The 15,398-nt window shown below is 48.1% G+C and carries 10 protein-coding genes; 5 read left to right on the forward strand and 5 right to left on the reverse strand.

Translation table 11 applies throughout. The features are described from left to right. The first annotated feature begins 30 nt into the window (after window positions 1–30). Window positions 31–2,898: a TonB-dependent receptor domain-containing protein gene (locus tag J0A65_RS04055; RefSeq protein WP_206592839.1), complete on the forward strand. Its 2,868-nt coding sequence runs from the start codon at window positions 31–33 to the stop codon at window positions 2,896–2,898. A gap of 153 nt (window positions 2,899–3,051) precedes the next feature. After that, complete coding sequence (locus tag J0A65_RS04060; protein WP_206592840.1) at window positions 3,052–3,249, forward strand: hypothetical protein; 198 nt, start codon at window positions 3,052–3,054, stop codon at window positions 3,247–3,249. A gap of 149 nt (window positions 3,250–3,398) precedes the next feature. On the opposite strand, the gene J0A65_RS04065 is transcribed toward J0A65_RS04060, so the two are convergent. The 3 genes from J0A65_RS04065 to J0A65_RS04075 all read right to left on the reverse strand — a co-directional run bounded on the left by J0A65_RS04065 (window position 3,399) and on the right by J0A65_RS04075 (window position 11,370). Beyond that, window positions 3,399–3,548, reverse strand: a complete 150-nt coding sequence (locus J0A65_RS04065; RefSeq protein ID WP_206592841.1) for a hypothetical protein — start codon at window positions 3,546–3,548, stop codon at window positions 3,399–3,401. Between the two features lie 355 nt (window positions 3,549–3,903). Further along, on the reverse strand, window positions 3,904–8,280 hold the full coding sequence (locus tag J0A65_RS04070; protein ID WP_332874292.1) for an EAL domain-containing protein: 4,377 nt from the start codon (window positions 8,278–8,280) through the stop codon (window positions 3,904–3,906). Between the two features lie 333 nt (window positions 8,281–8,613). Further along, complete coding sequence (locus J0A65_RS04075) at window positions 8,614–11,370, reverse strand: insulinase family protein (protein ID WP_206592842.1); 2,757 nt, start codon at window positions 11,368–11,370, stop codon at window positions 8,614–8,616. 136 nt (window positions 11,371–11,506) lie between these two features. Here J0A65_RS04075 and sixA point away from each other — a divergent pair, with 136 nt between their 5' ends. Next, window positions 11,507–11,971 (forward strand): phosphohistidine phosphatase SixA, encoded by a 465-nt coding sequence (gene sixA, locus J0A65_RS04080; protein ID WP_206592843.1) that lies wholly within the window; start codon window positions 11,507–11,509, stop codon window positions 11,969–11,971. A 67-nt stretch (window positions 11,972–12,038) separates the two neighbouring features. After that, a complete protein-coding gene (locus tag J0A65_RS04085) occupies window positions 12,039–12,224 on the forward strand; it encodes a hypothetical protein (protein WP_206592844.1) in 186 nt (61 codons plus the stop codon). A gap of 15 nt (window positions 12,225–12,239) precedes the next feature. Here J0A65_RS04085 and J0A65_RS04090 read toward each other — a convergent pair whose 3' ends face one another. Beyond that, entirely contained in the window at window positions 12,240–13,541 is a 1,302-nt protein-coding gene (locus J0A65_RS04090; protein ID WP_206592845.1) for an HlyC/CorC family transporter, read from the reverse strand. Between the two features lie 89 nt (window positions 13,542–13,630). After that, window positions 13,631–14,425 carry a cytochrome C assembly family protein gene (locus J0A65_RS04095; protein ID WP_206592846.1) on the reverse strand — a complete coding sequence of 265 codons (795 nt, stop codon included), beginning with the start codon at window positions 14,423–14,425 and terminating at the stop codon, window positions 13,631–13,633. 266 nt (window positions 14,426–14,691) lie between these two features. Between J0A65_RS04095 and J0A65_RS27265 the strand changes: the two genes are divergently transcribed. Then, window positions 14,692–15,398: signal recognition particle receptor subunit alpha (locus tag J0A65_RS27265; protein WP_416135295.1), on the forward strand; the 707-nt coding region annotated here is incomplete at its 3' end.

A 15,398-nucleotide genomic window follows, 5' to 3' on the forward strand; every position in this document is an offset into this window, starting at 1 on the left:
CCCCAAGTGGTAAAGTGGGAAACAATTTAAATGCATTCAAATTCTAAAATCTCCCGTGCTGTGCGTTATGCATTAGCTACAACAGCCGTATTTGGATTTTCGGCGCAAAGTTTCGCCCAGGATATAAATGAACCAGCGGTTACCGTAGAAAAAATTCAGGTAACAGGCTCAAGGATTTTACGTGAAGGTGCGATTGCGCCTTCTCCGGTCACCGTAATTTCAGGCCAGGAACTGGTAGAAACCGGTGCCATGAATATTGGTGAAGTTCTAAACGAGCTGCCTTCACTGGCTGCAACTTTCTCTTTGGCTAACTCCGGCCGTTCTATCGGTACCGCTGGCCTGAGCATCTTAGACCTGCGTGGTATGGGAACCGCGCGCACTCTGGTATTGGTTGACGGTCGTCGTCACGTTGCCAGTAGTGCAGGAAGCTCAGCGGTTGATACCAATACCATCCCCACAGCCTGGTTAGACTCGGTAGAGATCATCACCGGTGGCGCTTCTGCGGTATATGGTGCAGACGCGGTAACAGGGGTAGTTAACTTCCGTCTGAAGAAAAACATTACCGGCGTTGATTTCTCTGCCACTAAAGGTTTGGCAGAAGAAGGTCCTTACAAAAATGACAAGATCTCTCTGTCTTTTGGCCAGGACTTCGCTGATGGTCGTGGTAACGTGGCCTTTGCGGCAGAGTACGCCAGTCAGGATGGCATGAATGCCAACGATCGCGACCAGACCCGCACGCCTTACATGTCAGTGCGTAACCCTGACAGTAAAGATTATCGTGATGAGAATGGTGTGTTTATCCATGATGGCATTGCCGATAACGTTACTCGCTATAACACCGGTTGGGTAGACAATTTGCCTGGCGGTAATACCTATGTAAATGGCACTTGGTATGCCTTTGATCCTGATGGCTCAGTGCGCCTGCAGGATGTCAGCAACCCTGATTCATCAGGTTATAAGTGTACAGATTGTGAGTTCCTGAATCTGACTAACTATGTGGAGCTGCAACCGACCTTTGACCGCCTGAATCTGAACACCAAAGGCAGCTTCGAAGTATCTGAAGCGTTGAACCTGTTCGCCGAAGGTAAGTACGTGCGTACTCGTGGTCAGGCCATTGGTCAGCCAGCATTCTATGACGGAACCAATGCACCGGTAATCATTCAACGTGATAACGCCTACATCCATGAAAGCCTCGGCGCGCTGATGGACGCCAATGATCTGGACACCCTGGAGTTAAACCGTTTCCTGGAAGATGCTGGCCGTCGTGTTGAAGACAATACCCGAATCACCAAACGTTTTGTGCTGGGTGCAGAAGGTGTATTCGGCAGTGACTGGGGTTATGAGACGTACGCTTTGTTCGGTGAAACCCGTCTGAAGCAGTGGAACCGCAATAACCTGGTGCGTGATAACTTCGAGAAAGCCACCGACGCTATTCGCCTGGCCAATGGCGATATCGTTTGCCGTGATGAAGCCGCTCGTGCTGCAGGCTGTGTGCCGGTTAATCTGTTCGGTGAAAACAGCATCAGTGAAGAGAGCCGTGACTGGATCAATACCACGTCATACAGCCACAGCACTATTCGCCAGACCGTATTTAACGCCAGCGTAAATAACAGCGCGCTGTTCGAGTTGCCAGCCGGCTTTGTTGGTTTCTCGGCGGGGGTTGAATACCGCAAAGAAGAAAGTGAGTCTGTACCTGATGCCTTTGCCTCCACAGGTGCTACCTTCTTCAACGCCTTCCAGTATGAGAAAGGCGACTTTAACGTGAAAGAAGTATTCGCTGAGATTTCAGCGCCGCTGCTGACGGATCTGCCCTTTGTTGACGAGCTGTTGTTTGATGCCGCAGTGCGCTATGCAGACTACAGCACCATTGGCTCTGCAACCAGTTGGAAAGCAGGCTTGGATTGGACAATCAATTCTGAGCTGAGAATGCGTGCTACTTACTCTGAAGCACTGCGTGCACCAAATATTGGTGAACTGTATGGTCCACAAAACCAAACCTTCTTCAGAAGCATTAAGGATCCATGTGCGCTGGACAACAAACAGTCTGCTGCACGTGTTGAAAACTGTAAGGCATTGGGTATTGCTGAGGACTTCGTACTGAATGATCCAGGTGCCAGCGTAGAAGGACTGAACGGCGGTAACCCAAATCTGAAGGCCGAAGAGTCACAGAGCTACACTGTAGGTCTGGTTTATCAGCCTGAGTTCGTTGAAGGCCTGAGCCTGACTATGGACTATTGGTCAATCGATATCGACGATGCCATTGACAGTGTTGCAGCTCAGGACATCCTGAACAAATGTGTGGATTCAGCCAGTGGTCTGAATATGCAATTCTGCAGCCTGGTTGAGCGTGATGCTGTGACTAAACAGTTGAAGCTGATTACCACAATCTCTCAAAACGTAGCAGCTCAAACCGCCAAAGGCGTTGACTTTGAAGTTGGTTACGACTTTGATTTGGCTGGCGGACGCATGAGCTCGAAGTTGGTGGGGACTTATCTGGAATCTCGTCGCACTTACTCATTCCAGGACCAACCTGCTGAGTACGAAGAAGAAGCCGGTACCGCTGGTGATGCTCAGTGGCAGGCTAACTTCAGCCTGAAGTATAGCCACGGTGAGTGGACAGCCAGTTGGCGCACTTTGTATGTTGATGCTGTGGCGCTGTATAGCGAGCAGGATTTGGCCATCAACCCTGATCCAAGTGACAACATGGGATACGGCAGTTACTTCCTGAGTAACGCTCAGGCTGCTTACCAGTTCGACAATGGTATCAAGGTAGCTGTGGGCATCGACAATCTGTTTGATCGTGATCTGCCTACCTTTACCCGTGGTACCACAGAAACAACCGGCCTTTATAACAACATTGGTCGTCTGTTCTATACCACCGCTTCTTATAAGTTCTGATAAGAACCTTAGCGAAAAAGCCGGCTTTATTGCCGGTTTTTTTATAGGTGTCAAAAATCCGTTAACATAATTTTAACGAATAAAAACTGTTGTTTTTATCACCAATATGTATAATGCGCGCACAATTTATCCTTCCCTTGCCCTGGAGTTGTTATGTTGTTGGCAATCTTAGTCTCTGTTATCAGTGCGGTATTTTATTACGTCGAAGCATTCAGAACGGGATTGTGCGCAAAACACTGGGGACTGGCCGGTTTACTGTTTGGGCCTTTAGTGTTCCCGCTGTTTAGCGTGAGAAAACAAATGGCACTGCGTAAGGTACGAGGATTTGGCTCGGTTTATCTGAGAGCCTAACCACAAAGCCTGAATCGTTAGGTCAACATTTCATGGGCACTGAAACAAAAAAGAGAGCATTGCTCTCTTTTTTATACCAGGTACGCCGATATGACTGCTTTCGGCTACGTCATCCTACAGCCGGTAGACTGTTGAACAACACCTTATGCTTAGATACGTACTGAACGAGGCTTCCAAGCTTGCAGAGTTTGCGTGGTTTCTGCTTTGCTTTTAACAGGAGCTTTAGCGCCGTCTGCAGCCTTGTCAGCAACAGGAGTAGCGGTAGTCAGTGCGATGGCAATTGCATAAGCTTTCAACATGTCGTTCTCTCCTAAAGGTTTAGTCTTTTTTGTCACAGTCTATTGACTGCTCACAGATTACTTAGCTATTCCCATGCCAACTTTTCAACGTATTGATTTGTAAGATTATTGTGTCTTTTGGGGGAGGGTTATGAGGAGCGTCAAAATATTGTTCAGAGGTTCAATCCGTCTGGACAATAAGTGCTGCCAACAATTTGACTGATTTAAGAATATCTACTATGGGGGCAACGTAACGGCACACTACGGCGTTTTATTGCCGCTTTTATGGGCTGGTATGCCGTCCTGTTGAGGTTAGGTATATCGAGATTGTGGATGGAGAGGGAAGTGGCGCTGTGCTCAGGAAGCTTACCCATGATCAGAAATTATTTTGTTTGATCAGCTTGGTCAGGTGGCGATTTTCCTGCAGCAGCTTGGTAAAACGCTCACTGCTCAGTGGTTTACTGTACAGGTAGCCTTGCAGCATTTCACATTCATAGCGGCGCAGAATACTTAATTGTTGTTCTTCTTCCACGCCTTCTGCGACCACTTTGAGGCCTAAATTATGGGCGATGGTGATGATGGCGCTGGTCATATGGCGGTCTACCGCGCTAGTTGCAATATCATCGATAAACGCCTTGTCGATCTTAAGCGTGTTCAACGGGAAGCGTTTTAGGTAAGCCAGTGACGAATATCCCGTACCAAAGTCGTCCAGGGCCAGGTGGATGCCCATTTCACGCAGACGTTGCATTAGCTCCAGTGACTGTTCCGGCCTTTGCATTAGCGTGCCTTCGGTAATTTCGCATTCCAGATGCAGTGGAGACAGTCCGGTCTGACGCAGTACTTGTTCGATGCGTTGGTCCAGATCAGGCAGCTCAAACTGGCGGGCAGAAATATTGATCGCCACCCGACCGCTGAACAAGCCTTGCTTTACCCAACGCTGCGTATCTTCACAGGCCTTGCGCAAAACAATGTCGCCAATCTCTATTATCTGTCCTGTCTCTTCGGCCAGAGGAATAAACTGGTCGGGGCTGACAATGCCTTTTTCAGGATGCTCAAAGCGCACCAGGGCTTCCATACTGACCAACTGACCAGATGCGATATCCACTTTGGGTTGGTAATAAACGCTGAATAAATCTTCTTTTATACCGTGGCGGATAAGGTTTTCAATCTGCAACTGACGAACTGCATTCTGGTTCATCTCACCACTAAAGAACTGATACTTATTGCCACCGGCATTCTTGGCGAAATACATGGCCGTATCGGCGTTTTTGAGTAGTTCCTGCGGACTGACACCATCTTCAGGGTAGAAGGCGATGCCCAGGCTGCCACCGAGTACAAATTCCTGGCGATTGATGATAAAAGGGCGTGCCATTTCATCCAGGATACGCTGGGCCAGATGGGTAATACGGTGAATATCGGTACTGTTCTCGATCAATACACTGAATTCATCACCGCCGAGACGGTAGCAGGTGGCGTTGGTTCCGGCGATTTTTTGCAAACGCGCCGCGATCTGCTTGATCAATAGATCACCGGTCTGGTGGCCCATGGAATCGTTAATTTTCTTAAAATTATCCATGTCCATGCACAGCAGGGCGTGGTGAGCCCCTTTGCGCACCAGGTTTTGATGGCTGGCCTGGAAGAATGAACGGTTGGGTAAACCCGTCAGCGTATCTGAGTTAGCCAATTGCAGCAGTTCTTTCTCGGTGCGTTTGCGCGAGGTAATGTCTGAAAATACCCCTACGTAGTGGCTGATACTGTTGTCATCGCTGTGGATAGCATCAATATTCAGATCCACTTCATAGCGCTCGCCATTTTGTCTGAGCGATTCAATTTCGCCGCTCCAGTTACCTTTATGCCGTAAGGTTTTGCGCACTTCTTCGGTAAATGCCGGCGGATACTGATGGAATGACAGATAACTGGCTAATGCTTGTTCGCGGGTCTCACCGGTATGGTTGCAGTATGCATGGTTAACCGAGATTATTCTGAAACTGGTGTCTGTGATAAATACGCCGTCGGAAATGGTTTCAATTGAACGTTTGAACAAACGTAATTGCTCTTCCGCCTGCTTAAGGTGGCTGATGTTTTTCAGTGTACCTGTCATCCGCAATGGATTTTGGCTGGAATCCCAGGCTACAACTTTGCCCCGGTCCAATATCCATTGCCAGTCGCCTTTGAAGTCCTTCACCCTGTATGTAGTCTCGTAATATTCAGACTTGCCTTGCAAATGCTGGCTCAGGCTGTCACGTACGCGTTCCAAATCAGAGGGGTAAATGTTGGACTCTAACTGAGTCACTACCCGGTGGTTATCCTGTGGGAAGTCCAGTACTCCCCAAATATTGGCTCTATGTACTTCATTGCGCTGGATATCCCAGTCCCACAATTCATCACCGCTGCTCCATAGCGTCAGTTTCAGACGCTCTTCACTATCACTGACGCGACGTTGTGTGACGCGGCGCAGCTTGTATTGGCGGAACCAGTAGCTGAGCAATAAAAAGGCAACAATGCCATAAGCTATCAACGCAGATTGATGTAACCAGGCTGGGGCTTTAACCCTTATTGCCAGTTCGGCAGACGGGGACCAGGGGCCATCTAGCTCACGTGCCTGCACTCTGAAGGTGTAGCTACCAAAGCCCAAATTGGTGAAGGTTGCCTGGCGAATATTGTGGTTGGCTTCCAGCCATTGATCTGACAATCCTTGCATTTGATAGCGGTAGCTGACCGAGTTGGGATTGACCGGATTCAACAATGCAAAGGTCAGGGAAAAGGGGGAGGCTTTGTTTTCCAACTCGATAGCCGGAAGCTGATAAACAGGTTGCAGTAACGGACTGTCAATGTCACCGACCCGAACTTCCTGGTTGAATATACTTAGTTTGGTAATACTCGGGGGGCGTATGGTATGTTTAACGTTATCGTTGAGGCGCTGAGGGTTAAAGATATGAAAGCCTTTGGTGCCGCCAAATAAGATATGATGTTGCGTGGTGACCAATCCGGCTGACTCGTTCAGTTCATTAAATTCCAATAAATCCTTTGGAATGTGTCGCACCAGCTTGCCAGTCTGACGGTCAACTTGATCAATACCGGCGGCCGTCGCGACCCATACTGCATTTGCATCCACCAACATGGTCAGAATGCCATTGTCAGATAAGCCGTTCTCCTGGGTGTAATGGTGCTCAATCTGATAACTCTGTTTATTGAGTTTGAACAGACCACTTTTAAAGCTGGATACCCAAATATGCTCAGGCCCCTCGACAATTGCATTGGTATCGCCTAGCGGCGAGGTGTTGCCGTTAAAGGCAAATAACAGATGATTAAACTGGCCGGTATCAAGGTTGTACAGGCTAATACCGTCGTTACTGGCCAGCCACACATTGTTCTTACTGTCCACCATGCTTGGCTTAATCAGTTGGCCTTGCTTGTTGGGTACCGGAATTTGCTCGAAGCTGAAGTCATTGACGTCGATGCTCGACAGTACGCCTGTTGTCCAAATCCAGGCGCGACCTCCTGATAGCTGAACACTGTCTACCAGTTGCCCCGGCAGTAGATGCTTGACCTGATTGAGCTTGCCTGCACCGTCCAGTTTGAAAACAAATATACCGTCGATGGTCGCCAGCCATAGTCTGTCTTGCTTATCAACGGCCAGATCCCAGATGGAGTGGGGAAAGTCGGTCAGATAATGTTTAAAGCCGGCATTGGTTGGTTCAAACAGGTTCAGGCCGCCGGATTGTGTTGCTATCCAGATTTGTCCGTTTTGTGCCTCGGAAAACGCCCACACCATATTGTCTGAAATCGAGACATTGCTGTGTGGTATTGCCTGATAGTGTTTGATAAATGCCGTACGCTCATTGTATTGAAAGGCTCCGCCGGTAAAACTGCCTAACCAGATAGAGTCATTGCTGTCTTTGAACAGCTTAAATACGTAGCGGTTATCCAATGACACCAGCGCATCGTTAGTTTGATCAATGTTAAGCCCGGTAAAACGTTCAGGATCGATAATGCTTAAGCCTTCGGACGTACCAAGCCACACATCCTGATCGGCATCCTGAGCAATGGTCTGCACCAGATTACTCACAAGGGCTGGTTGGGATTCAGTCGTCAGGTGACGTTGCACTATCAATTGCTCGTCCAGCACATACACGCCAAGCTCGGTAGCTAGCCAATATTGACCATTAATGACTTTGACGTCATGCAGAAAGCTGGCAGGAATATCCAGTTCCCAGGGATTGTCGCCATTTAACCTATATAGACGGTCCTCTTTGACCTGATAAATCTGGATGCCGTGGCCGTAGCTGCCAAGCCAGAGTATGTCATTGTGAAATAGAATGCTTTTGGTTTCGGGGAAAGAATCAGTGTCGGCGAGCTGGATTTTCTGGAAGTTTTGTTGCTGTTCGTTAAATCGGAAAAGGTGATTTTTGTCGGCAACCCAGAGTTCGCCGTTAAGCCCCTCGCTGATGGAGACAATAAGGTCGTCCGACAACTGACTATTCTGAGTATTAAAACGAGTAAAATTATCGCTTTGCCTGTTGTAACAGGCCAAACCGCTGTTGGTTGCTACCCACAATTTGCCGTCCGCATCGATAAAAAGCTGACGGATAAATTTATCCGGTAAGCTATTGGGCAGATTAGGATCCAGGTGATATTGCTTGAACTCATAGCCATCAAAACGATTCAGGCCATTCACTGTCGCCAGCCAGATAAAGCCATATTTGTCTTCGGCGATGTCCAGTACGGTACTTTGGCTGAGGCCGTCAGGCACAGAATAGTTTTTGAACTGGATATTAGAGAGATTGGTAGTGGCTTGGCTACAGGGCGAAAAAAGCAAGGTAAGGTACAAAACGACCTTGAAAATGCCAAGCTGAACCGAATTAAGACGCAATGGACACCTTTGTGCAGCGTTGCTGCTTTATAGTAATTATGTTTATCGGGTATTTTCTGCTTCTTGCTGTCCTTAGCGTTGCAATCTGCCGAAAAACTCATGCTAATCGGCTTTAACTGGCTAGCGTCCTGGCCTGCCAACGTCTTGTTGAATCCGTACGTTAAAATATGTCATGCCCCAAGTCAAAGCCCTGATTGTTGAAAAGTTTCACTTTTATCGGATCGGATTGGCTTTTGCTTTAAATTGCAGCAAATTAGTAATCAACTTTCCCTCCAGACTAGGTTCTGCCTGACGTGCATGTTGGCTGTAAAGCAAGACTGAGCCAAAACCTTTGGTGGGGGTCAACCCCTGGCAAAATTCCAAAACTTGTTCGCGACTCAGAGCCAATAATTGCTGTGCCAAACGTGTTGGTTGGTCGAACTGCCAATCCTGGTTGCCAATGGCTAACCACAGACGTTGGCTGCGCATCGACAGACTGGTATCTCTACTGGTCAGCTGTTTCGCTATGCCTTGTTTTAGCAGTTGCCAGTCTTGTTCCTCCATGGCTGCAATAGCATCGGGGCTTTGTGTAAGAAACTGACGTATGGCCTCAACAAGTACTTCAACTTCAACGTTGGGGGACTGAATATAAAAGCCTATGCCAGGATGCTGGTTGTAAGGCATATAACCACTGCCTACCAGGTACCCAAGCTGTTTCTCGGTGCGTAACTCATTAAAGAAGGGGGCGGCCAATAACTGCTCAACCAGAATAGTTAAAGCAATACAGGAAACATCAGCACAAGGGGTCTGAAAATACAGCAATACAGCATTGTCAGGCCCCTGACAGGGGACACCAAGACGGTAGCTGTCGGTTAAAGTGATCACATCTCTGGGGAGTGCGTTGGCATGCAGGCGATTTGCCAGCAGTTGTTGTAAATCGGTGGCGAAATTTTCCGCCTGCCGGGCTGGCCAATCGCCATGAGTAAAGGCTTCTAAATGTAGCGATGCCAACAGTCTGGACTGGATATCCTGCATTTGGGCAAAGTCTGCGGTTTCAACGATTGGCAGCATGTCTTCTAAGGCAAAAGACAGGGGCTGCATCAGCACCGAAAGGTGATTAAATAGTCTGTTTACCGGTTTGTTCAACAAACTATTTTGCATGGCCTGCCCCTGTTTAGCTTTGGCCAGTTCAAACTCTTCATGGGTAAAATCGAAAGATAATACTTGCCTGAGCATTTGCTCCGCCATGGGAAACTGTTGATCGCTAAATCCACTGGTATGCAGAGAGAAGCCACCCTGATGTGCGTAAAAATGAAAATGCATACCAGCAATGTTGGCCTGGTAAAAGTCCTCGTTCAGCCTCTCCTGTACCATATTGGTCCAGATTCGCTTGTAAGCGCAAAGCCCAGCCCCTTCTAAAACCGCGCTGCTGTCAAAAGACAGATAAAGCTCCCCTTTGGGTTGTTTGAATTCGTCATCCTGACAAAACCAGAAACTGAAGCTTTCACCTTCAAGTAACTTGGTTGGAGTTAAATAGCGTCTATCCACATCATGCAGTGAAGTGCGAACATGCACATAAGGATTAGGCAGGGGTAAGGCCAGAGAAGGGATCACCGGGGGGGATTTCAGCTTTTGTAGCAATGCCGGGGGAAGTGCCTGAATAGCATAGGGCGTATCGTACCAAGCGGCGCGTTTATCTGTTTCTTGCTCCGGTAATATCAACTTCAGGCGCATATTGTCTGGCTGCATTTGCCCCAATAAGTCGTGGACTAATTCCGGTGAGAAATTCTCGAGCAGGTATTCTCCGCTCAATAAATCCTTGGGAGGATAGTAATGCAATTGCACGGCCAGATGGGATGCCAAATCTATTGCTTTGGGTTTGTCGTGGAAGTCAAATGCCATCTGACCGAATTTTTGTCGTTCTTCAAAACGCCACTTACTGACACCTTCTTCTTTAATCAACTCGATGCAGGCAAATAGGCTAAACAGAATGTCCTGCCAATGTTCAGCGCCGCTGCTGGTGAGCTGCAGATTAATATTGAAATCTTTGAAATTGCTCCCTTGTATGCCGCCGCCAGCGCTCAGGCTGGTGGCCCAGCCGCGTTCTTTCAAATAGCACAACAAGCTGCCTGGTCCCTCATCGCCGAGTAAATGGCTGATGAGATTTAATGGTTTGCTTTGGTAATACTGGTGTATGTCTTCCAGGGCAAAGCTGACAATCATGCGCCGTGCGGTTTTGAGTGGCACTATTTTCAGTACCACGCCCAACTGGTCTGGTAGGTAAAGAGGGGGATAGGCTTTAGGTGCTGTGTTTTGCCCAATGGGGATACCAGAGAAATGTCGGCGGCACAGCTGCTCTTGCGCATCCAAAGGTAAATCGGAGACCAAGCACAGGCTCATATTCTTGCCATAATAATGGCGCTGATGCATATCCCTTAACATGCTTTGCAAAGTGTCAGTATCAAAACGACCAAAAACCTCCTGATTGCCCACTGAAAACTTGCTGAAAGGATGGGCGGGGTTGCAAGTTTCCTTGTGAACCTGATAAAGACGCCGCAGGTCATCCTGCTTTTTCATATGAAATTCGGCATCTATGGCTTTTAACTCGTTCTGAATGGCATTTTGATCAAATAGGGGGGTGCTCAGCATAGCGCTGAACTGCGCGAGCGCCTCTTCAAAACCGTTACTCAACGCATCGAAGTAGAAACTTGATTGTTCTGTGCCTGTCCAAGCGTTAACATGTCCGCCGTTTAAAGACAGGTGGTCGGCCAGATGGTTGGCAGCAGGGTAGTCCTGACAGCCCAGAAACAGCATATGCTCAAGCAAATGCGTCAGTCCTGGGCAGGCGTCGGGGTCTTGGAAGTGTCCTAGTGCAATAGTGGCGCAAGCTGCAGACTTACGACTTTCGACATCATGCACCAACAGTACGTTAAGACCATTGTCCAGTACAAGTTGGCGGTACTGACATCTATCATAGGTGCTGGTTATCACGTGCTAGACCTGCTGGTTGGTATATAGGGTATCAAATAGGATAACGTGGCAAATTGCAACCAAGGCGACTTGTCGATTTTATTTGTTACCCATGCGTCCGGATATTTTCCAGAGATTTTGGATAATTGAGCTGTTAATGCAAATTTTCATCATGCGTCACGGTGAAGCGGAAAATCGCTTTATTGATGATGCCAGCCGTTGTTTAACTCCCCTTGGAGTGTCTGAAGCCGGGAGCAGTGGTACCTGGTTACGCGATGTTGTTGGCCATATTGATATGGCCCTGGTGAGTCCTTACGTCCGTGCCTTGCAAACCCTTGATGCCTTGATGCTTAAAGTGCCGGTTGAACTCACGCAAAACTCGGCCGATGTAACACCAGATGGCCAACCTGAACTCTTTCACGATTATCTGCGAGTTTTGCTTGCTGAAAATCCCCATGTCCGAAACCTATTGATTGTCAGCCATATGCCTTTTGTCAGCAGTTTGGTTGATGAGCTTTGTGGGCACTATCATTCCGTGTTGTTTGCTACCGCAGGGATAGTGCAGCTCGGCTATGAGCTCGAAGCAGGCCGGGCTTCGCTGATCAGACAATACATTCCTTAAGTTTTTATTCTTCCCTGACTTTAGCTTTTTGCGCTTTCTCCGATAATACTCTTGAGGAGGAGGAGAGATGCCCGGTAAAAGTTTGCCAGCCCAGCTGCGCCAGGTGTTGGAAAATCACGTTGAGCAATCCGATCTTGTTTATGATGAGGAGCTCAAAGGGATTTTTGAACGGCTGAACAGTCTGAATGATCAGGTTGAGCGCCTAAAGGCTAATATTCGTCAGAAAAGAGTGCGGCAGGGGGATAATCCCTAACTGCCGCTTGTCTGTTTAGCCGTTTAGGCTATCGCCTCGTCCCTGCTCGGGTTCTTTGAAGTACATGGGTTTAACCCGCACCGTTTTGACCATATTGTCATTTATCTCAACGATTTCTATTGGATAACCTGCCAGGCGGCAGCATACCAGTTCCGGTGGGATTTCCTCAAAGTGCTCCAAAATCAGACCATTGAGTGTCTTAGGGCCTTCAATAGGCAGACTCCAGTCCATTTCCTTATTTAAGTCGCGAATGTTGGCACTGCCATCAACCATCACACTGCCGTCTTCCTCAACATTTACCTCTTTGCTGTGGGTAGGCAAGATGGTGGTAGTAAAGTCGCCGACAATCTCTTCGAGAATATCTTCCAGGGTAACCAGACCTTGAATGTCCCCGTATTCATCCACGACCAAACCGATACGTTCCTTGGCGGACTGAAACTTGTATAACAAAGTATGGAGTGGTGTTGTTTCTGGTGTGAAGTAGATTTCTCTAACAGCCCGTAACAGATTGGATTTGGAAAATTCATCTTTAGCTAACAAGCGCAGGGCATCACGGGCATGAATAAAGCCTACCGCGTCATCCACTGTGTCACGATAAAGCAGTACGCGGGTATGTTGGGAATGCATCAGTTGTTTCTGGATGGCTTTCCAGTCGTCATTGATATCTATGCCCACAATTTCGTTACGCGGGATCATAATGTCTTCTGCCGTAACTTTTTCCAGATCCAGAATACCTACCAGCATATCCTGGTGCTGCTTGGGGATCATGGCGCCGGCTTCATGCACGACAGTGCGCAATTCCTCGCGGCTTAAGCTGTCTTCGTCGCCGTTTTTAGGGCTAATGCGAAACAGCACCAAAAATGCATTGGTAAAGCCGTTAATAATAAATACCAAGGGATAGAACAGCTTCAGCATTGGCAGAAGCACCATCGAACTGGGGAACGAAACCTTTTCGGGATATAACGCTGCCAGGGTCTTCGGCGTGACCTCCGCAAATACCAGAATAACTAAGGTTAAGGTAAAGGTGGCTATCGCAATCCCCACATCGCCGAAAAGACGCATGCCAATAATAGTGGCGATAGCCGAAGCGGCAATATTGACCAGATTGTTGCCAATAAGAATTAAGCCGATTAGGCGATCGGGCCTTAGCAGTAATTTGTGAACGCGAATGGCGCCTTTATGTTCTTCCTTGACCAGATGTTTAAGTCGGTACCGGTTGATGGACATCATGCCGGTTTCTGAGCTGGAAAAATACGCGGATAACAATATGAGAATGGCAAGCAGGATAAACAGCGTGCCGGTTGATATGTCGTCCAAAGATGGGGTTCCTGTGTTGTCTTAATGGTTCCTTATGCCCCTAAAGGTCATAAGGAATCGTTCGACGCTCTAGTTTGCCAAACTCGATTCTACATTCCCAGTAAAACTTCTTTGACAAAGCGACTGCCGAAGTAAGCCAGGGTCAGTAAAATGGCACCAATAACTGTTGTGATCACAACCGGGCGGCCACGCCAACCGAATCGGTAGTGACCCGCCAGCAACACCACAAATACCAGCCAGGCCAGACTAGACAGTACAGTTTTGTGCACCTGATGCTGGGCAAACATATCATTTAGAAACACAAATCCACTGATCAGTGACAAAGTCAGTAGCACAGTACCAACCAGCAATAATTTGAAAAGAATTTGCTCAACAATCATCAGTGGCGGAAGGGATGAATGCAGCAACGATAACTGTTTGCGTTTAAGGCGAAAGTTGATAAACGCCAGTTGCAACGCATACAGCATGCCTATCATCAAACAACCATAGGCGAACAATGCTAGGGTGATATGCGCAATTAAACCTGGACGCATCTCAATATGCATCAGGTGGGTGTCGGGGACGAACAGATTGAGCAAAACCGTCAGGGACGCAAAGCCATACACCACAGGTAATAATATGGCGTTGGGGAGGCTAAACGAGGCGATAGTCATCGAAAGCGTAATCATCCAGGCGATCAAGGATGCCACATTGAGAATGCTCATGTTCTGCCCAGGCTGGCTGAAAATATCGCCGGTGAGCAGCCAGAAATGCAAAATGACAGCGATAGACCCCAGGGCAGCAGATAGCTTGTGCCGAGGACCTTCGTGATGAAATAGTCTGCTGGCAATATGAACAGCTGAGCCCAAATAGAGCAGGGTTACTGCCAAACCTAACAGGAACATCTTGTAGCCTTATTGATTTGCATCTTTATATATGAATCCTTGTCCGCTTTCGTTGCGCCGACTTAGCTCGGTTCTCCAAGTTGGCGCCAAGTATATCCCCTCGTTCTTTGCTAAACCAGCCTAATGAGAATAGATATCAATAGGTGAGGTTAGGCTATGCATGGAAATTGCCTGGCTTCGCCTATATAATCCGCGGCACCGGCTAGTTGCCTGCTTTTTTTATTCCAGACACCGCAACAGCGGCGTCGAGAAGGATGATACCTGATATGTTTGAAAATCTTACCGAACGCTTAGGGCAGACCCTTAAAAATATTAGTGGTCGTGGCCGATTAACTGAGGACAACATCAAGGACACGCTGCGTGAAGTCAGAATGGCCTTGTTGGAAGCTGATGTGGCCTTGCCCGTGGTGCGCGAGTTTATCAATCAGGTTAAAGAGAAAGCCGTTGGCATAGAAGTCAGCAAGAGCCTTAATCCAGGCCAAGTTTTCGTTAAGATTGTCCGTGGCGAGTTGGAAGCCATTATGGGCCAGGCGAATGAAAAGCTGGCCTTGTCCGCCCAGCCGCCAGCCGTGGTAATGATGGCCGGTCTGCAAGGTGCGGGTAAAACCACCAGCGTGGGTAAACTTGGCCGCTTCCTGCGTGAACGTGAAAAGAAAAAAGTGCTGGTGGTCAGTGCGGACGTATATCGCCCGGCAGCCATTAAACAGCTGGAAACCCTGGCTAACGAAGTGCAGGTAAGTTTCTTCCCCTCTGATGTCAGTCAAAAGCCTATTGATATCGTCAATGGTGCTATCGAGTACGCAAGAAAGCAGTTCTACGATGTGTTGTTGGTGGATACCGCTGGCCGTTTGCACGTCGATGAAAGCATGATGGACGAAATAAAGGCCCTGCATGCTGCGGTTAAACCGGTAGAAACATTGTTCGTGGTGGATGCCATGACTGTTAAGGTTGCCGCCAATACCGCCAAAGCCTT

Source organism: Bowmanella yangjiangensis (assembly GCF_017255015.1).
In the GTDB taxonomy this organism is placed as follows: domain Bacteria; phylum Pseudomonadota; class Gammaproteobacteria; order Enterobacterales; family Alteromonadaceae; genus Bowmanella; species Bowmanella yangjiangensis.